24 protein-coding genes are annotated in these 21,112 nt (G+C 46.3%); all 24 read left to right on the top strand.

From position 1 onward, the window contains the following. The first annotated feature begins 11 nt into the window (after window positions 1-11). The 24 genes from SCACP_RS10990 (at window position 12) to SCACP_RS10875 (ending at window position 21,110) form a co-directional block, all read left to right on the top strand. Entirely contained in the window at window positions 12-1,001 is a 990-nt protein-coding gene (locus tag SCACP_RS10990; RefSeq protein ID WP_425057641.1) for an ATP-binding protein, read from the top strand. Beyond that, window positions 1,001-1,615, top strand: a complete 615-nt coding sequence (locus tag SCACP_RS10985) for a single-stranded DNA-binding protein (protein ID WP_425057640.1) — start codon at window positions 1,001-1,003, stop codon at window positions 1,613-1,615. The genes SCACP_RS10990 and SCACP_RS10985 overlap by 1 nt, the downstream gene beginning before the upstream one ends. Window positions 1,616-1,677: 62 nt before the next feature. After that, the gene (locus tag SCACP_RS10980; RefSeq protein WP_425061382.1) at window positions 1,678-3,063 is read left to right on the top strand and encodes a DEAD/DEAH box helicase; all 1,386 of its coding nucleotides are present in this window, start codon (window positions 1,678-1,680) and stop codon (window positions 3,061-3,063) included. A gap of 27 nt (window positions 3,064-3,090) precedes the next feature. Next, the gene (locus SCACP_RS10975; protein WP_425057639.1) at window positions 3,091-3,630 is read left to right on the top strand and encodes a DUF5651 domain-containing protein; all 540 of its coding nucleotides are present in this window, start codon (window positions 3,091-3,093) and stop codon (window positions 3,628-3,630) included. A 4-nt stretch (window positions 3,631-3,634) separates the two neighbouring features. Further along, window positions 3,635-4,021 carry a VRR-NUC domain-containing protein gene (locus tag SCACP_RS10970; protein ID WP_425057638.1) on the top strand — a complete coding sequence of 129 codons (387 nt, stop codon included), beginning with the start codon at window positions 3,635-3,637 and terminating at the stop codon, window positions 4,019-4,021. Window position 4,022: 1 nt separating this feature from the next. After that, window positions 4,023-4,697, top strand: a complete 675-nt coding sequence (locus tag SCACP_RS10965) for a putative metallopeptidase (RefSeq protein WP_425057637.1) — start codon at window positions 4,023-4,025, stop codon at window positions 4,695-4,697. Between the two features lie 151 nt (window positions 4,698-4,848). After that, a complete protein-coding gene (locus SCACP_RS10960; protein ID WP_425057636.1) occupies window positions 4,849-7,710 on the top strand; it encodes a DUF927 domain-containing protein in 2,862 nt (953 codons plus the stop codon). Window positions 7,711-8,023: 313 nt separating this feature from the next. Continuing rightward, the gene (locus SCACP_RS10955) at window positions 8,024-8,416 is read left to right on the top strand and encodes a hypothetical protein (RefSeq protein WP_425057635.1); all 393 of its coding nucleotides are present in this window, start codon (window positions 8,024-8,026) and stop codon (window positions 8,414-8,416) included. An 80-nt stretch (window positions 8,417-8,496) separates the two neighbouring features. Next, window positions 8,497-9,453, top strand: a complete 957-nt coding sequence (locus SCACP_RS10950) for a BRO-N domain-containing protein (RefSeq protein WP_425057634.1) — start codon at window positions 8,497-8,499, stop codon at window positions 9,451-9,453. A gap of 18 nt (window positions 9,454-9,471) precedes the next feature. Further along, a complete protein-coding gene (locus SCACP_RS10945) occupies window positions 9,472-10,023 on the top strand; it encodes a hypothetical protein (protein WP_425057633.1) in 552 nt (183 codons plus the stop codon). 168 nt (window positions 10,024-10,191) lie between these two features. Further along, a complete protein-coding gene (locus SCACP_RS10940) occupies window positions 10,192-10,446 on the top strand; it encodes a hypothetical protein (RefSeq protein ID WP_425057632.1) in 255 nt (84 codons plus the stop codon). Between the two features lie 363 nt (window positions 10,447-10,809). Then, a complete protein-coding gene (locus SCACP_RS10935; RefSeq protein WP_425057631.1) occupies window positions 10,810-11,349 on the top strand; it encodes a hypothetical protein in 540 nt (179 codons plus the stop codon). Continuing rightward, on the top strand, window positions 11,327-13,270 hold the full coding sequence (locus SCACP_RS10930) for a phage terminase large subunit family protein (protein WP_425057630.1): 1,944 nt from the start codon (window positions 11,327-11,329) through the stop codon (window positions 13,268-13,270). The genes SCACP_RS10935 and SCACP_RS10930 overlap by 23 nt, the downstream gene beginning before the upstream one ends. Window positions 13,271-13,291: 21 nt before the next feature. Then, complete coding sequence (locus tag SCACP_RS10925) at window positions 13,292-13,507, top strand: DUF6148 family protein (RefSeq protein ID WP_425057629.1); 216 nt, start codon at window positions 13,292-13,294, stop codon at window positions 13,505-13,507. 12 nt (window positions 13,508-13,519) lie between these two features. Next, window positions 13,520-15,157, top strand: coding sequence for a phage portal protein (locus SCACP_RS10920; RefSeq protein WP_425057628.1), 1,638 nt, complete (start codon window positions 13,520-13,522; stop codon window positions 15,155-15,157). After that, window positions 15,154-16,254 (top strand): head maturation protease, ClpP-related, encoded by a 1,101-nt coding sequence (locus tag SCACP_RS10915; RefSeq protein ID WP_425057627.1) that lies wholly within the window; start codon window positions 15,154-15,156, stop codon window positions 16,252-16,254. Before SCACP_RS10920 ends, SCACP_RS10915 begins: the two co-directional genes overlap by 4 nt. Further along, on the top strand, window positions 16,254-16,625 hold the full coding sequence (locus SCACP_RS10910) for a head decoration protein (RefSeq protein ID WP_425057626.1): 372 nt from the start codon (window positions 16,254-16,256) through the stop codon (window positions 16,623-16,625). Before SCACP_RS10915 ends, SCACP_RS10910 begins: the two co-directional genes overlap by 1 nt. Window positions 16,626-16,645: 20 nt before the next feature. Then, window positions 16,646-17,716, top strand: coding sequence for a major capsid protein (locus SCACP_RS10905; RefSeq protein ID WP_425057625.1), 1,071 nt, complete (start codon window positions 16,646-16,648; stop codon window positions 17,714-17,716). Window positions 17,717-17,747: 31 nt separating this feature from the next. After that, window positions 17,748-17,990: a hypothetical protein gene (locus SCACP_RS10900; RefSeq protein WP_425057624.1), complete on the top strand. Its 243-nt coding sequence runs from the start codon at window positions 17,748-17,750 to the stop codon at window positions 17,988-17,990. A 2-nt stretch (window positions 17,991-17,992) separates the two neighbouring features. Next, window positions 17,993-18,292 carry a hypothetical protein gene (locus SCACP_RS10895; protein WP_425057623.1) on the top strand — a complete coding sequence of 100 codons (300 nt, stop codon included), beginning with the start codon at window positions 17,993-17,995 and terminating at the stop codon, window positions 18,290-18,292. After that, on the top strand, window positions 18,289-18,909 hold the full coding sequence (locus tag SCACP_RS10890) for a phage tail protein (protein WP_425057622.1): 621 nt from the start codon (window positions 18,289-18,291) through the stop codon (window positions 18,907-18,909). Before SCACP_RS10895 ends, SCACP_RS10890 begins: the two co-directional genes overlap by 4 nt. Further along, the gene (locus tag SCACP_RS10885; RefSeq protein ID WP_425057621.1) at window positions 18,906-19,394 is read left to right on the top strand and encodes a hypothetical protein; all 489 of its coding nucleotides are present in this window, start codon (window positions 18,906-18,908) and stop codon (window positions 19,392-19,394) included. Before SCACP_RS10890 ends, SCACP_RS10885 begins: the two co-directional genes overlap by 4 nt. After that, window positions 19,369-19,662 (top strand): hypothetical protein, encoded by a 294-nt coding sequence (locus tag SCACP_RS10880; RefSeq protein ID WP_425057620.1) that lies wholly within the window; start codon window positions 19,369-19,371, stop codon window positions 19,660-19,662. Before SCACP_RS10885 ends, SCACP_RS10880 begins: the two co-directional genes overlap by 26 nt. Continuing rightward, window positions 19,662-21,110, top strand: coding sequence for a phage tail sheath family protein (locus tag SCACP_RS10875; RefSeq protein WP_425057619.1), 1,449 nt, complete (start codon window positions 19,662-19,664; stop codon window positions 21,108-21,110). Before SCACP_RS10880 ends, SCACP_RS10875 begins: the two co-directional genes overlap by 1 nt. Window positions 21,111-21,112 lie beyond the last annotated feature (2 nt).

Genomic DNA, 21,112 nt, shown 5'->3' with positions numbered 1-21,112 from the left:
GTACTGCTAGATTGACAATTTTTCGTAAAGCCGAACGGAGAAAATCCAAGCTTCGTTTGGGTATATCCGGCCCATCCGGTGCCGGAAAAACCTATTCGGCGCTAGCCATTGCTAGCGGCCTGGCGCCGTGGGAAAAAATCGCCGTCATCGATTCAGAAAACGGCAGTGCAGATTTATATGCTCAGCTAGGTGATTATAGCGTATTAACACTAACGCCGCCATATACGCCAGAAAAATATATTGAGGCTATAAAAGCCGCCGAACAGGAAGGTTTTGAAGTCATTATTATTGACAGTCTTACTCATGCATGGGCTGGCGAAGGTGGTATTTTAGACCAACAGGGCAAGGCGACTGATACAAAATACAGAGGTAATTCCTGGTCGGCCTGGCGGGAGTTTACGCCAAAACATAACCAACTGGTTGAAACCATGCTGAAATCAAAATGCCACATCATTGCCACTATGCGGTCAAAAATAGAATACATTCAGACCGAAGAAAACGGCAAAAAACGTATTCAAAGGATCGGTATGTCACCAATCCAACGCGACGGCATGGAATACGAATTCACGGTATTTTTGGACTTGTCTCTTGAGCATATTGCAACAGCCACAAAAGACCGGACCAGTATGTTTGACGGGCAATACTTCAAACCCGATCAGGGAACCGGCAGAGCCTTGCTGACGTGGCTGAATTCCGGGACGGATTCGCCGGCGCCGCAACCTGTGCAGTGGCCACAGCCGGGCCATGAATATCAGGCACAGACATATGGTCAACAACCTGTATACACTCAGCCGGCGCCAGAACCACCGGCAACCACTTTCCCCGCCTACCATAACGAAATCACCCAATGGTGGCAGGCTGCCGGATGGACGCTCGAACAGTTATCAACTTGGATATTTCAACGATTCCAGCGGCCACCGGCGCAACTGACACATGAGGAATGTCACGCATTAGCGATCGAAATTATGGGCTATGCCCAACAAAAAATGGGAGGACAATAATGAACAGATTTTTTCTAACCGGAAACCTTACCGCTGATCCTACATTTACTCCTGGCCAAGAGGAGTCAAAAAACCGCTGCAATTTCCGCATCGCTTTCAACCATAACAAAGATAAGGCCACATTTTTCAGTTGCACAGCCTGGGGGAAAACCGCTGAACGAGTCAGCAAGTTGACCAAAGGGCAGCGGGTGCTGGTTGTTGGCGATATTGAAGAAAATGAATGGACCGATCAGCAAGGACAAAAACAGCGTGATAAACAGGTAAATGTTCGTGAAGTGGAATATATTGATTTCCCACCTCAAAATCAGCAGCAGCCGGCGAATCAGCCGCCAGCGCCGGGCTACGGAGCTCCACCCGCGGGATATCAACTCTCTGCCGGTTACCCGCCAGCGTCAGGTTATGGAGCGCCACCGCAGGGATACGGACAACCTCCCCAACAATACGCAACGCCTGCACCAGGCTACGGTCAGCCGCCACAGCAGGCCCCGGTGCCACAGTACCAGCAACCGCCTCAGCAGTATGCGGCGCCACCGGTGCAACCGGCGCCAGCTCCGCAACAATATGCGCCACCTGCTCAGCCGTATAACAACAGCGGCCAAGCAGTGCCGTTTTAAATTAAATAGCCCGTCTGGTACGCTGGACGGGCTGTCTTCTACCCTGGGAGGGGTGATTATCACTGTTTCAACTGCGAAGTTATCAAGAAATGCTTATAGAGGGTGCCAGACTGGAATTTCAAAACGGCAAAAAACGCACTTGCATAGTTGGTCCGTGCGGTATGGGCAAAACGATAATAATGGCATGGATGGCCAGTCAGGCCCGAACAAAGGGAAACCGGACACTCTTTGCTGTTCATAGGCAAGAGCTCATTGACCAGTCATCAAAAACGTTTGCCAAATTGAACGTATCCCATGGAATCATTGCCGCAGACTATCCGATAAATTCCAGCGAATGCATTCAAATCGCCAGTATTCAAACCGCAATTCGCCGACTCAATAAAATACCTGAGCCGCAAATCATCATTCTTGACGAAGCGCACCACGCGACTGCTGGCACCTGGCGCAAACTTCTGGCAGCATATCCAAACGCTTTTGTAATTGGTTTGACAGCGACTCCGGCCAGATTGGGCGGCCAAGGATTAGGGGATATTTTTGAATCTCTGATTATTGGTCCCACTGTAAAAGAACTGATCTCCTGGGGAAATCTTGCTCCATATAGGTACTATGCCCCGCCTGTAAAAGCTGATCTTGCAGGGCTCAAAACCGTACGATACGGCGATTATGACCATAAAGAAGTCGCTATGCGAATGGACAGATCCGAAATCATTGGAGATCTAATTGAACAATACAATAAATTCTCCCCTGGAGCTAGAGCAGTCTGTTACTGTGCCAGCGTCGCTCATAGCCAGCACACCGCCGAAATGTTTCGTCAGGCAAATATTCCGGCGCTCCATATCGATGGCGAAACGCCTAAGGCGGCCAGAGATGCGGCAATTCGTGATTTTCGAAACGGCAATATAAAAATATTATGTAATGTTGATTTGATATCAGAGGGTTTTGACGTACCAGCAATGGAGGCCGTTATTTTAGCCAGGCCAACACAGAGTTTGACATTGTATATCCAACAGTCAATGAGGGCTATGCGGCCTGATGATGATAACCCGGGTAAAGTTGCTATCATTATTGATGCAGTTGGCAACGTCTACCGCCACGGCCTTCCTGACGAAGATAGGGTATGGACGTTAGACGGCACCAAAAAGAAAAAATCCTCCAATGAGAAAATGGAATTTCCATTAAAACAATGTCCGAAATGTTTCAGCGCCCATCGGCCAGCACCTGTATGCCCGTATTGCCAATATAAGTACCCTGTCGAAGAGCGCACCGGCCCTGAGCAGCGTGCCGGCGAACTCGCCGAAATCGTTGAGCTCGAGAAAATACGACGTAAAGAAGAGGTACGCAAGGCCAGGGACGTGGTGACCCTTGAGCAGATCGCGCTTGCCAGGGGATATAAACTGGGATGGATACAGAAACAGTGCGAACTGAAAAGAATACCGTTTGGAAAGTAATGTGGAATTGATTGAGGTGAATACTCCATGAATCCATACCTATCCAGTCACGAAAAAGAAAACCTTATCCGCGTATTAGTCATGTATGACGCTATTTGTAATGTTATTGAGGCCTATTCCCGGGTTAAATCAACAGATAAAACACTCCTGGCTGATCTCCGTCATGCTAAAACCAGAATACAAAAAGCCGTCCAGAGACGAGTCAGTTTCCTAGACGAACAAGCCAAATATAATCTGATGTTGGCAGTCGATAAAATCGAATTTATGTTTGTACCGAAGCCGGAGGTTAAGAAGCGTAACGAGGAATTATTACGGTTAAAATCCACGCTGCCAATGCACGTCGATGATTTTTATGACTGGTACAGCTTTGTAATTGATCATACATGCTTGACCTGCCAGCGAACAGATTACGAAGAGTGTCCGGCCCGGCGCGTATTGATGAAATATGAGGTCACGCCTTATAACCCTGGCGCGGTCGGTAGCTGCCAGTATAGTTACGTGCAGCCGGATCAAGGGTTGGGTACCGTAGGTGAAGCGTTGCTGGCGGCGATGAATAAGGGGGCGTGAATAAGTGAACGAGCATTCAATACAAAACCAGATTCGCCTGGCCATATCCAAGCACCGCCTGGGTGTGAGTTTCAGGACCAATGTAGGCGCTGCTTGGCAGGGAGACGTCGAGAAAAATCCGGATGGCACTATTACAATCCGGAACCCAAGGCCGTTCAAGTCTGGTTTGCCTGAGGGATTCAGTGACCTATTGGTAATATCACCGGTTACGATCACGTCCGAAATGATTGGACAAACTTTCGCCCGGGCTGGGTTTCTTGAAGTCAAAACCCCGAAAGGCAGGCCAACGGAAGCGCAGTTAAATTTTATCAAACAGATGACAAACCTCGGCGCCCTCGCCGGCGTGGCCCGGTCGCCCGAAGAGGCTATTCGAATATTGAAAGGAGAGTAATATGCCTGACCTTACAATTAATGAATTCAACGGTAAATACCGGATCAATGACTTTTACCGGCCGATTGCTGAGAAATTAGTCCATAAATTCCCTGAACTTAAACATATTACGGTCGCAAGCATTTTGTTTTTAGACAATACCGAGGGCTCAGGAAAATCAAAGGACAAAATAAGATGTGCTCAAATCGGAACGATTCAAGAAAAATGGTCCGATATTATTTATCAATTTACCGGTAAACGGTTTGACTATTTCATAGAATTTTTTCGGCAAAATACTGAACGACTAACTAAAGAGCAGCTAATCACCGTTGTCTATCATGAACTTGCACACATTGGAACAGATGGGAACATACGGCATCATTCCATAGAGGAATGGGCAAACATCGTTGCAAAATTTGGACCCGATTGGTTGGCGCCTCATTTGGTTATTCCCGACTTGCTCGAAGATGGCTTTCAGTGGGATGGAATACAAAGCCCCAATCTGTTTTCCAGTATTGACGAGCAGATGATAAATATCGTTAAGGCAGCCGTCGAATGGAAACAGGCGAAAGAAAATCTTAAATCCGTTAATTCCGCTGATGAGTTAATAACAAGTACGTTAGCAGAAAACAGCGCGGAAAAGCAATTGATCAACCAAATCAATCAGTACAATGCAAGTATAAAACAAACACCGTGAGCGACGAGACAACCCATCCAAAGGAAGTGATATCCTGAACGCTGAACAATTTCTTTCAGTCATGTTCCAATACGCCGAAACCGGATACACTCAAATATTTTATTTGCCGTCCGCTACGGCCCGGGCGATACCAGTCACGGATTTTTCGAATGTGCCAGCCGCGATCGCTGCTGCTGGACAGCAAGACATTTATTTTTCCCCTGGGATTTGTGCGGAGCCGAAAAATCACAAGCTGGCCACCGACGACATAATAGGCATACCCGGTTTATGGGTAGACATCGATATTTACCACCCGACCACTCACGCCAAACAAAATCTTCCTAAGTCTGTGCAGGAGGCCAGGGCTCTCCTGCCGGATTTTCTGCCGCCGACATTTATCGTTTTCTCGGGATACGGACTTCACGTATACTGGCTTTTCCGGGAGTGCTGGTACTTTGATACCCCGGAGGAGAAAAATCACGCCCAAGAACTCTTGACGCGCATAAAAATATACATCAGTCAGCAGGCAACTGCAGCCGGCTGGCATCTGGACTCAGTACAGGACCTTCCCCGGGTTATGCGGCTACCTGGCACCATGAATATAAAAATCCCTGAGCAGCCGGTCTGGGCTCAGGTTATCGAATACAGTGAGAATAATCGTTACAACCCATCTGAAATTGACGAAATCCTGCCGGTATTGGAGCAGACTGCTGCAACAACATCAAAAACCAGAACAGCAGCGTTTGAGCGCCGGCCGACAGACGGGCCAGCAGAGTACATGCTCAGGAATTGCATGTTCCTGCAGCATTGCCAGTTGAATGCAAAAACAATATCATACGGGGAATGGTTAGCCGCTCTGACCAACATCGTAAGGGCCGTGGACGGAATAGCGGCTGCTCATCAGGTATCCGCGCTGGATCCGGATCGGTATAACCAGGCCGACTGTGACAAAAAAATTGATGAATGTTTGGGACAAATGAACCCGCAGAGCTGCGAATATATCCGGACCACGTTGGGATTCCAAGGCTGTCCACCATGCGGGTGTGACATGCAGGCTCCCTGCGGCTGGTCATTAGGACGGGTGGCGCAGGCCAGGGCGAAAATCCGGAATATTACGGTACCGACTCCGGAAACTGTGTATCAGCCAGAAATACTCGGAGCACTGGCCATACTGGAAAAAGAATCTCCAGCCGAATACGATATATTCTATCAGCGTTTAACCGGCCAGGTCAATAAAAATACATTCCGAAAAGAATTGGCCAAACATAAACGCGAAGCCAAAGCAGAGCAAGCCGGCTTTACCGTTTTGGAAGGCGGTGGTCAGGATGTCCCACCTACCGATCAGAACGGTGACCGATGGCTGGCCAGCTTAGTGCCGGATGTGCCGCTAAATTTAAAATTACCTGGTAGCGGATCCAATTATTCTATGTGGGAGTTTGGCCCGGGCGGAATCAAACTCAAGAAAGAAACTAGCGATGGCGGAATTCAGTATCAGCAGGCAGCATATACGCCAATTATTATTTCAGAGAGAATATCCAATATTGACACCGGTTTAGAAAAAGCCCGTGTGTCATTTAAAACTGATTTCGGTTATTGGCGCCATATCATTGTACCTAAATCAACAATCTATAACACAAAAAACATTGTAAATATATCCAACTCAGGCCCTATTGTAACATCTGAAACGGCTCGAAATCTTGTGAAATGGCTTTCAATGTTGGAAGCGGCCAACAGACATATTATCCCCATACGCCAGGGTGTTGCCAAAATGGGTTGGCGCAATAACGACACAGAATTCATCCTGCCAGGAGTGGCTACTAATTATGCCATTGACATTGGCGATGATGCAGCGGAATCGACGATTTCGGGATTAGGACAAGCCGGAGATTTTGCCCAGTGGATCGGTGTCATGCAGCAACTACGAACCAGAAATAAGGCCCGGTTTATCATGGCGGCGTCATTTGCGGCGCCACTGCTGAAAATTGTTGGCCAGCGATCATTTTTAATACATAACTGGGACACTACGCGGGGTGGCAAGACAGCCACGCTGCACGCAGCGTTAAGTGTGTGGGGTAATCCGGAGGAAATAGCGAAAACATTCGCTGACAGCAAAACCAACATGGAACGGGTGGCCGCATTATTTACGGATTTGCCGCTCGGTGTAAACGAAGACGGCTTGCTTACCGAACGCCAAAAAAATGATATGGATTCCATGATATACATGATTGCCGAAGGTAAAGGCCGCGGTCGAGGAACTAAAGACGGTATACAGAAAACTGTATCCTGGCGTACCATCGCCCTTATGACGGGCGAGGCGCAGATTACCCGCGCAAATAGTCGCGGCGGTATTTTTACACGTCTGATTGAAATCAAGGGCGGTCCGTTAGTTGACGATGATATCTTCGCATCCAATTTGTATCCATTTACCGCGCGAAACTATGGATTTGCCGGCAAGTTTTACATCGAACAGCTACTCCGAACAGACCACAACTGGCTACGAGATACGTACAACAAGACGCGCCTGGCACTTAGGGCGAAATATGCAAACAAATTAGAATCCCACCTTGACGCCATGGCCTGCATAGCATTAGCCGATTATTTAGCCAGTCAACGGATATTTGGCATTCAGGAGGCAGCGGCCGGTGCGGAGGCGATTGCCATGGTAGAAAAAATCATTGATGAAATTATCACCAAGGCCGAGGCCAGTGAATCGGAACGGGCGTGGGAATGGTTGCCGGATTGGCTGGCGGCGAACGAAAACAGATTCCAGGGTTTCGACCAAAGCAAATACATCGGTGAAGTTTTTGGATACAGAGAAAGCGGTAAAATTTTTATTATAAAAAATATATTAGTCAAGGCACTTAAAGACGAAGGGTTTAACTCCAATAAGGTATTGAGTGCTTGGGCGGACGAGAAGAAATTTCCTTGTGATGTCTTGAACGGCAAAAGAACATTTGGGATAAGAAGCAGCAGAGAAATAAATAATTCAAGGCCGTATGTGATTTGTATTTATCCTGAAACAGTGAAAAGTTAGACAGAGTTAGACGTAAGTTAGACGGCAAGTTAGACGTCGACGAAGCCTTGATTTATCTATATTTATATACATATGTCTAACTTGTCTAACTATATTTATATATATAAAGAGATACCACCCTACCACCTTATCTCATTATGATAAAAGGTATAAGGTATAAAAAATATATAGAAATATATGTTTTTAAGTTAGACAAGTTAGACGGATTGCCTTTAAAGCCTTATACGGCATGGGTTTGAAGGCGTCTAACTTAATGTCTAACTCCGTCTAACTCGTCTAACTTTTATTATGAACTAAAGGAGGTATCCGCTAAATGCAACTCTACGACTATATAAAACCGAATCCACCAATACCACCAAAACCGCCTGACTTATTCGCCGGTATGGGATACGTATATGAGGACCTTTGCGAAATGTCACCAGGCGACAGCAAATTGTGGATTGAGTTGTTTGCAATTGCTGCTGGTATGAATCATGATTTAGCTCGTCGATTAGAATATGTCCGAGGCGTGGGAGCGTGGCTAAAACTGGATGATAGGTTTGGATTTACGATTCAGCCTATCATAGATCCGAGAGGAGCACTGGGATGGACGTCGTACGAGCACTACGACCAGCATGGCAGACATCAACTGTCAGTATATACCCGGGAGATTATCCAATGTCTATCAGAGTTGCGAAAACGGTTTGATAATGGGAGGATACGATAACTAATAAGGATTAATATAGAAGTGAGGTTCGACATAATGTCGAGCGGTAATATTCGATATTTTTTAGGAGGAATTTTGCTATGAATAATTTGCAAATCTTTGATAATCCTGAATTTGGACAAGTACGTATGATAGAAATCGACGGTAAACCTTATGCGGTGGGCAGTGACGTTGCCAAAGCATTAGAATATGCAATCCCCCACAAAGCCGTTCGTGATCATTGCAAGGGTGTTCTAACTTGGAACATCCCTACAAGCGGAGGGGAACAACAAGTTTTAGTTATTCCCGAAGGGGACATTTACCGCCTAATTATCAAAGCGGCTGATCAAAGTCAAAATCCTAGAATTCAAGAAAAAGCAGAACGGTTCGAAAGATGGTTGTTTGACGAAGTTTTACCTTCTATTCGTCAAACTGGACAATATTCTACTAAAATAATTCCCGAATCCCTTAAAAACGAACTGCTTGAACATGATCCAACATCATACCTGATTGTAATGCAGCACACTCTGCCTAATAACAGCCCATTAACCCAGGAAATACAAAAAATAGTTGCCTGGCACCAGGAGCTTAATGCCAATTCCATTCAGTGTCAGGTAGGCTTTCGTAATCACAAAATTGGCTACGTATGTTTCGAAGAATTATTCAAACAGTATAAAATACCAATTGGCTATTGGTATTGCGTTCTTAAAGATTCCGGCTATCTCAATGATATTCAAACCGATTACAACATAAGACGCGGTCCTGTCTTTGAAACTCATCTGACAGATAAAGGCCGCAATATTGGCGGCGAAGAAGTCAAGCATGCTAAAAAACCTAAAAATAAGTCTGGCGGCCTCAATTATGCTTATCGTTTTCCTGAATTAAAAATTTTAGAGCTGTTTGGGCGCAGTATGACCAGCAGTGATAAGGAACTTGAGGAACTAAAGAAAATTGCGGGCGCAAAGGTTAAAGATTATACTGCTCCAATTGCCGCCGTCTTGGAAACTGCAGAAAAATATAAAAACGTTAGAAAGCTGGCGCGGCTTGGATGGTATTAATTTGACGGGAGGGGTAGTGTGAACAAACAGGATATCATAAAACTTGCGGCTGAAACAGCAGTACAAAAAACACTTGAGACGTTGGATCAGGAGCGAAAAAAACAAATTAAGTCGCGGCATGATCAGCGATTGCGGAATACTCGGCTACTACTCCGAAATTACAATATGCTTAAAGACCATTGCGAAAAATCGGTGTATAAATTACAACAAGCGGCGGGAGCAGAAAATGCAATTGATATTCTAGACGCGCTTAATCGGTGCAGTGGTGATGTGTATATTGAGTCAATTAAAAACAGTGTGGCCAGAACGCACGTTATTATTACTCATATTGACGAGATGCTAAAAATGTATAAAATTTACTGTGACAAATCTGATAAAGAAGAGGATAAGCGCAGGTATCGGGTGTTATGTGCTGCTTATTTCAAAAAGCAAAAGGTTGAGGACATATGTCAGCAAGAAAATATTGATCGTCGGACGTATTTTCGTGACACTAATGACGCAATTGAAAAGCTAAGTGCTTTAATATTCGGCTTTGACGGGCTTTACGACGTGTCACAAACGTGTCATTGATATGTCACTTTTACCGTGTTAATATGATATTGTGGAATACTTATAAATGACGAGCCGCTTACGAACGTAGGCGGCTTTTGTATAGGCAAATGATAGGCTGCAAGAAGGAATTTATTACTTTTTGCCGAAAAGTGTATAAAAATGGTAAAGGTGAGATGGTGCCGCTATATGGATAATATTGAGCTTCGGGTGTATATTTTGGGATGGAAAGAAAGCGAACGACGGTTAGAAAACTTTATTAACTTAAATGTTAACGTAGATGGTTTTGAAAAATGTATGGTACATACAAGTTATGGAGAAGAAACTGTGCATATAGCTATTCTTAAATTCAAAACAAAAAACTTTAATAAAGAATCTGTTTTAAAACAGCTTAGAGATATTAACCTAAAAATAGAAGCGGTATTTGATTGTAAAAATAATTAGCGTCCTCCGGGACGCTTTTTCTTATGTCTAAAATGAGGTGACATCAATGCCACACTATTGCAATGAAACAGAATGCAAATACTGGGAAGATCAAGAGTGTATTGCTGGGAAAGTCTATCACGTTGATCGGCGTTGTATCACCTTCAGACGCAGACCCCGTGGCGACAACTACCGTGAGCTTATGCGCCCTGCTGCCGGCATCTGCCATCGTGAGCGTGGGAGCATGCGGAGGGAGAGCAGGGAAATATTGAAATAGTCATGGGTCCTTCTGGCAATCAAGCGGCTTGCGGTCGCTTGCGAGCCCAAAAATTTCCTAGCTAACATAAAATTTTTCGGACATTTACTTACGGGGGGGGTGCTTAGATGCCTCTTCAAGTTATCAAAGATCTTAGTGAGATTTTAACAACATCAGACGGCCTAGCAGGCTGCATCGGCTTGTCCCGGCCGCGGGTTATTCAGTTGGCCAACGAGGGTATTCTTGATCGCGACAAAAATAGTAAATACGTGGTCGCAGACAATATCAAGCGCTATATTGATTACATAAAAAATGGCGGAAAGACAACTCAGTCCAGCGACGAGTTTCAAGCTGACTATTGGGAAGAAAAAGCGATACATGAGAAAGCCAAGCGCGAGCTGACCGAAATTAAATTAGCCAAAATACAGGGTAAAATGCATGACGCAAGAGATGTTGAATTGGTAATGACCGAAATGCTTATTAATTTGCGCACGCAATTGCTGGGGCTACCCAGTAACTTAGCGCCACAGCTGGCAGGGAAAACTCAGGAAGAAATTTATGACATGATGAATCGTGAAATTGAATCTAAGTTGAATGAGCTTAGAGATTATTCGCCGGCGCTCTTTGAAGGAGAGTGTCTAGAAAATGATACAGCAGAAGACGATTGATTTATTTCGAAAAATATTTAAAAAGTCGCTTGCTCCAATACCGAAAACTACGGTTAGCGAGTGGGCGGACAGCTATCGGGTATTATCTTCTGAGTCATCCGCTGAGCCAGGACGCTGGCGGACTGACCGCGCACCGTACCAACGCGAAATTATGAACTCGTTTACGACAACTGGCATCCACAAGGTAGTCGTAAAATCAGCTAGCCAGATCGGTAAGTCTGATATTATGAACAACGTCATTGGCCGGTTTGCTCATATCGATCCAGGGCCAATTATGATGATACAGCCGACCATCGATTTAGCAGAAGATTATTCGAAAAGCCGTATATCGCCAATGATACGAGATACAAAAATATTAACCAATTTATTTTTTGATGCAAAATCAAGAGATGCCAATAACACGATTTTGAGCAAGCTGTTTCCCGGCGGCCGCTTAATTATGTGTGGTGCAAACAGCCCTGCCGGGCTTGCCAGCCGGCCAATTCGAGTGCTGCTCGCCGATGAAGTTGACCGGTTCCCCGCCAGTGCCGGCACTGAGGGCGACCCGGTGGATCTGGCCGCCAAGCGTATGACGACTTTCTGGAATTGGGTTATGGGGCTTTTCTCTACACCCACGGAAAAAGGCGCGTCGCGCATTGAAACTGAGTATATGGCCGGCACGCAGGAGGAATGGCAACACGAATGTCCTAACTGTGGTGAGTATCATTTAGTGACCCATCGCCATATGGAACATGAGTATGATGAAAAGAAAAATGATGACGGTACCAAGTTTGTAATGGTGCACTCGGTAAAATGGCGTTGTCCCGATTGCGGTCATTCGTTTGATGAACAAACAATCAAAAACACCGCGCAAAAATATGTTATGCATAACCCGGAAGCCTTGGAAAACGGTATCCGGAGCTTTTTTGTAAACTGCTTCGCCTCGCCCTGGCTCAAATGGAAAGACATCATCAGAGAATATCTTGAAGCTAAGGGCGACCCTGAACGGGAAAAGGTTGTATTTAATACCCGTTTTGGTGAAACATATGAACGCAAAGGCAATTTTGAAGATGAAACTGTATTTTTAAAACGTCGTGAATCCTACCCCGCCGCCTTGCCGGACGAGGTATTGTTATTGACGGCCGCTGTTGACGTGCAGGACAACCGCCTGGAATATGAAATCTGCGGCTGGGGCGAGGGTGAGGAAAACTGGGGCATTAAAAAAGGTGTCGTTTTAGGAATCCCGGATAATCCGGCAACATGGGCTGAACTAGATCAGCAGCTCGACCGGCCATATCGGTTTAAAAACGGTACCGGATTAATTGTTGCGAGGACTTTTATTGATTCTGGCGGTCATTACACCAAAGAAGTTTACAAATACTGTTTTGCTAACATACATAAAAACCGTTTTGCGATTAAAGGCGTATCGGGACATGGTATTCCGCTAATTTACAAAATATCTGCGGTGAAAGAATACGGTATTCCACTTGTTTTAATCGGTGTTGATAGTGGGAAACAGTATGTTATGGACAGGTTATCCATCGAACAACCAGGGCCGAAGTATTTTCACTACCCGCTTGATGACGAAAAAGCGGCAAAACTCCAAGAATTTGTTCAAAATTCCGGTATAAACCTGCCGGAATTTTTATTTATGCGAGGCTACGACCAGTTTTACTTTCGTGGACTGCTCGCAGAGCAGCTTGTCCCGCGGATCGTCAAGGGCCGGACGGTCATGGTATGGGAAAATGTGTCGCAGGACAAACGAAATGAGCCGCTTGACTTGCGTGTGTATAACCTAGCTTGCCTGCACAGCATCAATCCTGACTGGCAGGCGTACAAAAAGCTGATTTTAGGCGGCAAAGAGCTGGCAAAACCGGCCGAAAATGACCAAAAACCGCCCGAAAAGCGATACGGTTATATCAAAAAAGCGAATATTTTCTAGCAAAAAAAAGAAGGTGAGAAAGTGGCCAGTATACAGGAAGAACGCTTGCAAGCGTACCTTGACGCGGAGAAAAAGGCGCTGAGAAGTCAGGAAGTGACTATCGGCAGTCGTCGGATACGTCGGGCGGAACTGAGCCAAATTGGCGCAAGCATCAATAATTTGCTGTCCGCAGGTGTAGGATCAACGGACTTTTCGCCCGGAAGCCGTTCAAAACGTGTCATATTGAGAGATTTATAGGGGGATTGGGTAATGAAGCATAAAAAGCGCAATCGGCAAAAAGCAAGATTACCTACTGCACCGATTCAGCCGAGCGGTACGGTTATAACCCGTCAGATTATCAACACGGGCTATTCTGAACACGGTGCAAGCTACACAAAAGGCAGCCTGGCAGGTTGGCGGCCAATTCGAAGTAGTCCACAATCTGACATTGATGTTAATTTAAGCACACTACGGGCCCGGTCGGCTGACCTTGTCATGAGCGCGCCGGTAGCATCCAGTGCGATAAATACGTCGCGGACAAATGTAATTGGTGCAGGACTTCAATTAAGTCCGAAACCGAAGTACAAATTATTGGGCATGACAGCGGCAGAGGCCGAGGAATGGGCAAAAGCCGTCAAAGAAGAATTTGAGTTATGGGCAACCAGCAAGTTTTGTGACGCACTGCGCAAAAACAACTGGTATGATATGCAAGATATTGCTTATATTTGCTACATGATTGACGGTGATAGCTTTGCGGTATTTAAATACCGGCCGCCAGTACCGGGAATGCCGTATAGCCTGCGTATCCAGCTCATTGAGGCGTCTCGCGTGTGCAATCCGAATGTACAAAGCGTCTTTGACGCGATATCGCCGTACGATATGACAGTCAGAAACCTGGATAATGGTAATCGTATCATTAACGGCGTTGAGGTTGACGACGACGGTGCGGTTGTCGCATATTGGGTGTGCAACCGTTACCCATATGATCCAACAAATATGTCCACGCTGTCGCAGTGGCAGCGTGTGGAAGCCTTCGGGCCGCTGACTGGACAACCGAATATCCTGCAGATTTGTCATGATGAACGTCCCGAGCAATATCGGGGCGTTCCTTATTTGGCACCGGTATTGGAAGTAATAAAGCAGGTTGGCAGATATACGGATGCTGAATTGACTGCGGCAATCATAAAGTCGTTTTTTTCACTGTTTTTTAAAGAGCAGTTTGTATCAAACGGGCAATTTCCTTTACAACCGGTGTTTGGGCAGCATGAGCGTATAATTTTAGACCCGAATGCGTTTGAATTAGGGCCTGCAACACTGAATGTATTGCCGCCGGGTTATGATGTCACTTCGGTGGATGCGCAGAGGAGTTTGTCGACGTTTGAACCGTTCACCCGGGAATTGATTAAGCAGGTCGGGGCAACTCTGGAACAGCCTTATGAAGTCTTGATGAAGGCGTTCAATTCCAGTTATTCTGCCAGCCGTGCGGCGCTCTTGCAGGCTTGGGCGGCGTTCAAGACGCGCCGGGTATGGTTTTCGCGTGATTTTTGCCAGCCGTGTTATGAAATATGGCTAGCGGAATCGGTTGCAATCGGCCGGATAAAAGCGCCCGGCTTTTTTACTGATCCGCTTAAACGCAAAGCGTGGAGTAATGCGGAATGGTATGGTCCGGTTATGGGTGTTCTTGATCCTGTCAAAGATGCCGAAGGGGCGGCGCTCAGGGTGCTATATGGTTTTAGCACCCGTGAAAAAGAAGCTGCCGAAATGACCGGCACGTCATGGAATGAAAACGTCGAACGACTGGCAATCGAGCAACAAACGATGAAAAGCCTCGAAATTCCCATTGTCACAACAACAGTTTCTAAAACTACACAAGCAATACCGGAGGAAGGAGGTAATCAAAAACAATGAAATTCTGGAATTTTAAGAACAGTGCTGATGGCGAAAGCGCTGACTTATTACTCTATGGACCAATTTCAGACACCACATGGTGGGGAGATGAAGTCACACCGGCGCAATTTGCCAGTGATTTGGCTGCGTTAGGCGGGAAACAGGTAAACGTCAGGATCAATAGTCCAGGTGGCGACGTATTCGCTGCGCATGCGATTTTTAATCAGCTTGCCACGTATTCTGGCGAAGTTACGGTATATATTGACGGCTTAGCCGCTAGTGCGGCTACTATTGTTATGATGGCCGGCAAAGTTATCATGCCGTCAAATAGCATGATCATGATTCATAACCCGGCAGTTGGCCTGTTGGGATACTATGACTACGACCAGATGATGAAAATGGCTGCTGATTTAGAAATTGTCAAGCAAAGCATTATGAACGCTTATAAGACAAAAAGTCATTTGGACGATAAGAAATTGTCCAAGCTCATGGATGATGAAACCTGGATGACTGCCGAGATGGCTAAAGAATATGGCTTTGTTGATGAAGTTACAGGTGCCAGCAATGTCGTAAACATGGTAATGGACGACAGTTTTTTACTTGTTAACTCAGTGCGTCATGATCTGGGTCGACTGAAAAATGTCGGTCAGTTGCGGCAATTAGTAAATAAAATACAGCCAATGCCGGCTAAATCGAAGGAGGAAAAATCGGTGGAAATCAAAACAATCGATGACTTGAAAAAGGCCTACCCTGATCTGGTAAATCAACTGAAAGACGAAGTCATTAAAAATGAAAAGGATCGCCTATCTGCATTGGACGCGCTGGACGACCCCAAAAACGCCGCTGTGCATGCTATTATTGACGATGCCAAAGCTAGCGGGAAAACGGCTGAAGAAGTTAAGCCGATCGTGGATATTGTTAAAAAACATGCTCCCGCAACTGATGTCAAAGACGGACAGGATTTTATGATAAAAGTAATAACTGATAATAAAAATTCCGGCGTCGATGGCATTAAAGCCGATGGCGGTGGACAAGTAGATAGCAAGCAAGAAATGGCTGCGGCTATTAATCTTATATCAGGAATCATCAATAAAAAGCATGGGAGGACTGATAAATAATGGCTGAATTGGTAAATACCGTTGATACTTACGAATATGACGGCTTAATTGCCGGAACTGATCCTGCCATATTTACTGCAAACGAAATCATTGCCACTGGCACCGGAGTTCTGCCTCGCGGAAGAGTGCTTGGCAAAGTAACTGCTACCGGTAAATTGGTGTCGGTAGACAGTACGAAAACCGACGGCAGTGAAAAACCGTATGCGATTTTAGCGTATCCGGTTGATGCAACAAGCGCTGACGTTGTTGCCACGGTCTATAAGTCAGGAGTTTTTAACCGTGAAAAACTATCTTTCGGTGGTACGGATACCGCATCTCAACACGAGGACGCGTTGCGTGACCTCAATATCTATCTGACCAGTGTGAAGTAAAAAATAAGGAGGAATTAATAATGCCTATCAATATTAACGATACCAGACTGCTTTTAGCTGCTCTTGGACAAAGCTATCCCCCGTCTACGCTATTGCGGGATACATTTTTCCCAAACATCCAGACATTTCCTACAAAGACTGTAATGATGGATTACCGGAAAGGGAATCGCATGATGGCGCCATTTGTTACCAAAGGCGTAAGCGGCGTAAACGTCGAACGCGGTAGATTTACTACCAAAGAATACGAACCCCCTATGATGGCGCCGCAGCGTCCCACTACGGTTGCCGATATTGAGAATAGGGCATTTGGTGAAAATGTATTTTCATCTAGAACACCGGAGCAGCGCGCAATGGAGTTGCGTGCGAGAGATATGGCAGAACTTCAGGACATGAATACACGCCGCATTGAATGGATGTGCGCTCAGCTAATGTTGTTTGGTCAATTTGAAGCCGCCGGCTATGCCGATGATGGGAAAACACAGATTATCGATACGATCACCTATTCTGATTGGACTCAGAAATTAACTCTTACCGGGTCAGATTGTTGGTTAGCAACTGATGGAAAGACTCCGCAAGGTGATCCTTACAGCGTTTTGGAAGAAATGTCTCAGACTATATCTCGAAACAGCGGGCGAATTCCGGAGGTGGCAATTTTTAGTTATAAAACTAAGAATGCCCTTATCAATAATCCATCGCTCCAAAAAATTCTGATGATTCCAAGCCGGGATAATATGACTCTTATGAGCATTCAGCCGCGTATTACCGTACCAGGCGTTGTCAGAGTTGGCATTATTGAAAGCCTGAATCTTGAGCTTTATGCTTATGACGGTATTTATCAGGATGATAACGGAACGATACAACAATATATTCCGGACGGTTATGTCATCATGGGCGTTCCCGGTCGGGGTTCGCAATTATTTGGAGCAATTACGCAGTTGGAAAATGATGAAGAGTTCCGGACTTATGAAGGCGCCTATGTGCCGAAGGTTTGGAGTGAAAAAGGAAAAGACGTTAGAATGATCCGCGTGGCCAGCAAGTGTGTTCCTAAACCTGAATTTATCGATGATTGGTATACTTTAAAAGCATTTTAATTGCCGGTAAGCCGGTAAAGGAGGAAATACTTTGGATTTATATATAAAGCAGTTTAAAGTACGCTACCAGGGCCAAGATTACGGTCCTGGTAGTGTACTCTATGGCGTACCCGACGCCCTAGCAAAAAAGTTGGTAGACGAGAGCAACGGTGCAATTGAGGCGTTGTCTGCTCAGAACGGTGCGAAGGTTGTTCCCGATCCTGCTGCCGAGGTTAAAGAAAGCACAGTCAGTCTGCCGTCCGTTGATCCGGCCCAAACAGTGAAAGGTAAATAACTATGAGCCTGCTAAACGATGACCTCGATGTATTTTTTGACCTGGACGAATTCGCCGAGATGCATAACATAAATGGCCAGAACATGGTATGTATTATTGACCAACACATCAGCAAGCAATATCGCATGAATTATGATGGCCTATTTATGCGGCAGGTTGTATTGTTTGTCCGTGAATCTGATTTAGGTTATCGCCCAGACTATGATCAGCGCATGACAATCGATGATAAATGGTACACAGTTATGGAGTGTGTTAATAATAACGGCCTGCTTGAAATCACGTTGGGGGCGAATATGGCATGATAGAATTATCTGCCGAACAGTTAGAACGCGCACAGAAGCTTCTTGGACATATTCCCGGCGCTGTGCCTAAAGCGATAGCAAACGCAATCAACCGGGCAGCGGAAGGCGGCAGGACGGATGCTGTAAAAAAGACGCGGGAAGTATATACTATTTCCCCGTCTCGCATTAGGGAAACGATGGAGATCCGCAAGGCGCAAACCAGTAACTTGTCGGCGGCTGTTATCTCTCGCGGCCAGCCAAGAGCGCTGTCTTATTTTAAAATAAAACCGAGTAAGCCTACCAAACGTCGTCCCAAGGATGGCGTGTATGCTCAAGTTAAGTATGGAGCAGGCGGGATTATAGCAAAATCATTTGTAGCAAAAATGGCCAATGGCCACATTGGTGTATTTAATCGAAGTGCGGTTAAATACATGAAAGATCAGGGACCGCGGCCCAAAAAGCGGGGCGCAGGAAACACCAAGGGTAGATTTGCAATAGACCAACATTACGGCCCATCTGTTCCCCAGATGCTAGGCAATCAATCGGTTATTAAATTCGTCGAAGAAGGCGCTAAGCGCCGGCTCGATGAACGACTCGACCACGAGATTAACCGAATACTGCGAGGTTATGGAAAATGAGTACTCCGTTACTATTAGTTGACGAACTGTGTACCGTTGCCCAGGCGGCCACGGCGGATTTAATGCTGGAAACAGAGTCTGGAACTCTTGTACCAGCCAGGGTAATCCCCGGCTTTCTTGACGAAGATGAGCCTAAACCCGGCAAGCCGCCCGATGATACTCTGCCAGTACCTTTCCTTATTGTCCGCTACCTTACAAGTGAAGATACCGGACAAGGCGGCACAGCGACAGTCAAGTTCATCGCAACAACTTACTCAAAGCATGGACAAGGCTGGCGTGATCCGCTGGAACTATTAGAGCGAATTCGCCAAGGTCTATTAAAAAATCGGACGGTAGCGAAAAAATTTTGGCTTGAGTTCCCCATTAAGTGCGAAATGCCAGAGGATAGGCCTTGGCCATATTCGGTTGCATGGATGACAACCAACTGGACAATCGCACAACCAATAGAGGAGGTCGACTATGGCGACGAATACTTCAAAGACTAAAGAGGCCGCACCGGCCGCAAAACCGGAGCGGCTTATTTATTGCGGTCCTAATATCCCAGGTGGAATACTGCAGCGATATACCGTGTTCAAGGGAGGATTGCCGGAACATCTTGGCAGTCTCTTTGAGAAGTGTCCGGCGGTCAAGACGCTGTTTGTTCCTGTGACCGACCTGGCGAGATCTGAGCAGGCGATTGCCACAAAAGGCACGCCGGAAAATATTAATTTCAACCAAGTCTTAGAGTTCACCATGAAAGGTGGTGCTAACTAATGAGCTATAAACACGGTATTTATATCTATGAGGTCCCGACGTCGGTCGTGCCGCCGGTGAGAACAAGCACCGGCCTGCCTGCTGTGTTTGGTACGGCGCCGCTTCATCTTGCGACAAGCCCGGCGCAGGTTAATAAGCCGGTGCTCTGCTACACTTATAAAGAAGCAGTTGACGCCTTCGGTTATTCCGATAAGTGGGATCAATACACTCTCTGTGAGTTTATTAAATCGCATTTCGCGCTATTCAATGTAGCTCCTGTGGTCCTGGTCAATGTTCTTGATCCGGCAGTGCACAAAACGACCGTGACGAGCGCGACAGTGACGCTTACGTCCGGGGTAGGGAAAATCAACGATGACGTTTTACTCGACAGCTTGATAGTGAAACTCGAAGCCGGCGGTACAGCACTGGTGAAAGACACCGATTATACTGCCGCTTTTGACGATGATGGCAATGTGGTAATAACCCGTCTTTCGACCGGAGCGATACCGGCTAATCAGACGTCACTTGTCGCGACTTATGACAAGCTCAACCCGGCTGCGGTAGATGCTAGTGATATTATCGGCGGCGTGGACGTTGTCACTGGCGCATATGAGGGCCTGGAGCTGGTCAACCAGATTTATCCCATGTTCAGACTTATCCCCGGCATGATACTTGCCCCGGGCTGGTCGTATGACCCTGCGGTGGCGGCCGTCATGGTTGCAAAGGCGTCGAATATCAATGGCCATTTTAAATGCATTGCCCTTACCGACGTGCCGACTGATACGGTAACTAAATATTCCGACGTGGCCGCTTGGAAGAACACTAACAACTATACCAGTGCTCGTCAAGTTGTTTGCTGGCCGAAGGTCAAACTGGGTGATGAGCAGTATCATCTGTCTACCCAGCTGGCAGGCGTCATTTGCAAGACTGATGCTGACAATGAAGATATACCGTATGTTAGCCCGTCCAACAAATCTTTGCAGGCCAGCGGGGCGGTACTGAAAAACGGCACAGAGGTTTTCCTTGGCCCCGACCAAGCGGCATATCTCAACGGCCAAGGTATTGTTACCGCGCTCAATTTCAGCGGCGGCTGGAAGGCATGGGGCAACAGAACAGGGGCATATCCGGCAGTGACTGACCCCAAAGACGCGTTTATTCCCATTCGCCGGATGTTCGACTGGATCGCCAATACGCTGGTGCTCACCTTCTGGCAGAAAGTCGACTTTCCCATCAATAAGCGGCTGATTGAGACGATCGTGGACAGCGCTAACATTTGGCTGAATGGCCTTGCAGCGCGGCAGTTCATCCTTGGTGGCCGGGTTGAATTCTTGAAAGATGAAAACCCCGTCACCGATCTTATGGATGGCATTGTCCGGTTCCACGTTTACGTTACGCCGCCGTCCCCGGCGCGGGAAATCGACTTTATTGTCGAGTACGACCCGAAATATCTTGAAACACTGTTTAGCTAAGG

The organism is Sporomusaceae bacterium ACPt (assembly GCA_041428575.1).
Classification (GTDB): domain Bacteria; phylum Bacillota; class Negativicutes; order Sporomusales; family Sporomusaceae; genus Sporomusa_D; species Sporomusa_D carbonis.
This window is presented reverse-complemented; position numbering and strand designations above follow the sequence as displayed.

Excerpts from the sequence above, each read along its gene's own strand:
- SCACP_RS10985 (WP_425057640.1), top strand. The coding sequence starts at position 1,001 with ATGAACAGATTTTTTCTAACCGGAAACCTTACCGCTGATCCTACATTT.
- SCACP_RS10975 (WP_425057639.1), top strand. The coding sequence starts at position 3,091 with ATGAATCCATACCTATCCAGTCACGAAAAAGAAAACCTTATCCGCGTA.
- SCACP_RS10965 (WP_425057637.1), top strand. The coding sequence starts at position 4,023 with ATGCCTGACCTTACAATTAATGAATTCAACGGTAAATACCGGATCAAT.
- SCACP_RS10955 (WP_425057635.1), top strand. The coding sequence starts at position 8,024 with ATGCAACTCTACGACTATATAAAACCGAATCCACCAATACCACCAAAA.
- SCACP_RS10950 (WP_425057634.1), top strand. The coding sequence starts at position 8,497 with ATGAATAATTTGCAAATCTTTGATAATCCTGAATTTGGACAAGTACGT.
- SCACP_RS10940 (WP_425057632.1), top strand. The coding sequence starts at position 10,192 with ATGGATAATATTGAGCTTCGGGTGTATATTTTGGGATGGAAAGAAAGC.
- SCACP_RS10935 (WP_425057631.1), top strand. The coding sequence starts at position 10,810 with ATGCCTCTTCAAGTTATCAAAGATCTTAGTGAGATTTTAACAACATCA.
- SCACP_RS10930 (WP_425057630.1), top strand. The coding sequence starts at position 11,327 with ATGATACAGCAGAAGACGATTGATTTATTTCGAAAAATATTTAAAAAG.
- SCACP_RS10920 (WP_425057628.1), top strand. The coding sequence starts at position 13,520 with ATGAAGCATAAAAAGCGCAATCGGCAAAAAGCAAGATTACCTACTGCA.
- SCACP_RS10915 (WP_425057627.1), top strand. The coding sequence starts at position 15,154 with ATGAAATTCTGGAATTTTAAGAACAGTGCTGATGGCGAAAGCGCTGAC.
- SCACP_RS10910 (WP_425057626.1), top strand. The coding sequence starts at position 16,254 with ATGGCTGAATTGGTAAATACCGTTGATACTTACGAATATGACGGCTTA.
- SCACP_RS10905 (WP_425057625.1), top strand. The coding sequence starts at position 16,646 with ATGCCTATCAATATTAACGATACCAGACTGCTTTTAGCTGCTCTTGGA.
- SCACP_RS10895 (WP_425057623.1), top strand. The coding sequence starts at position 17,993 with ATGAGCCTGCTAAACGATGACCTCGATGTATTTTTTGACCTGGACGAA.
- SCACP_RS10890 (WP_425057622.1), top strand. The coding sequence starts at position 18,289 with ATGATAGAATTATCTGCCGAACAGTTAGAACGCGCACAGAAGCTTCTT.
- SCACP_RS10885 (WP_425057621.1), top strand. The coding sequence starts at position 18,906 with ATGAGTACTCCGTTACTATTAGTTGACGAACTGTGTACCGTTGCCCAG.
- SCACP_RS10880 (WP_425057620.1), top strand. The coding sequence starts at position 19,369 with ATGGCGACGAATACTTCAAAGACTAAAGAGGCCGCACCGGCCGCAAAA.
- SCACP_RS10875 (WP_425057619.1), top strand. The coding sequence starts at position 19,662 with ATGAGCTATAAACACGGTATTTATATCTATGAGGTCCCGACGTCGGTC.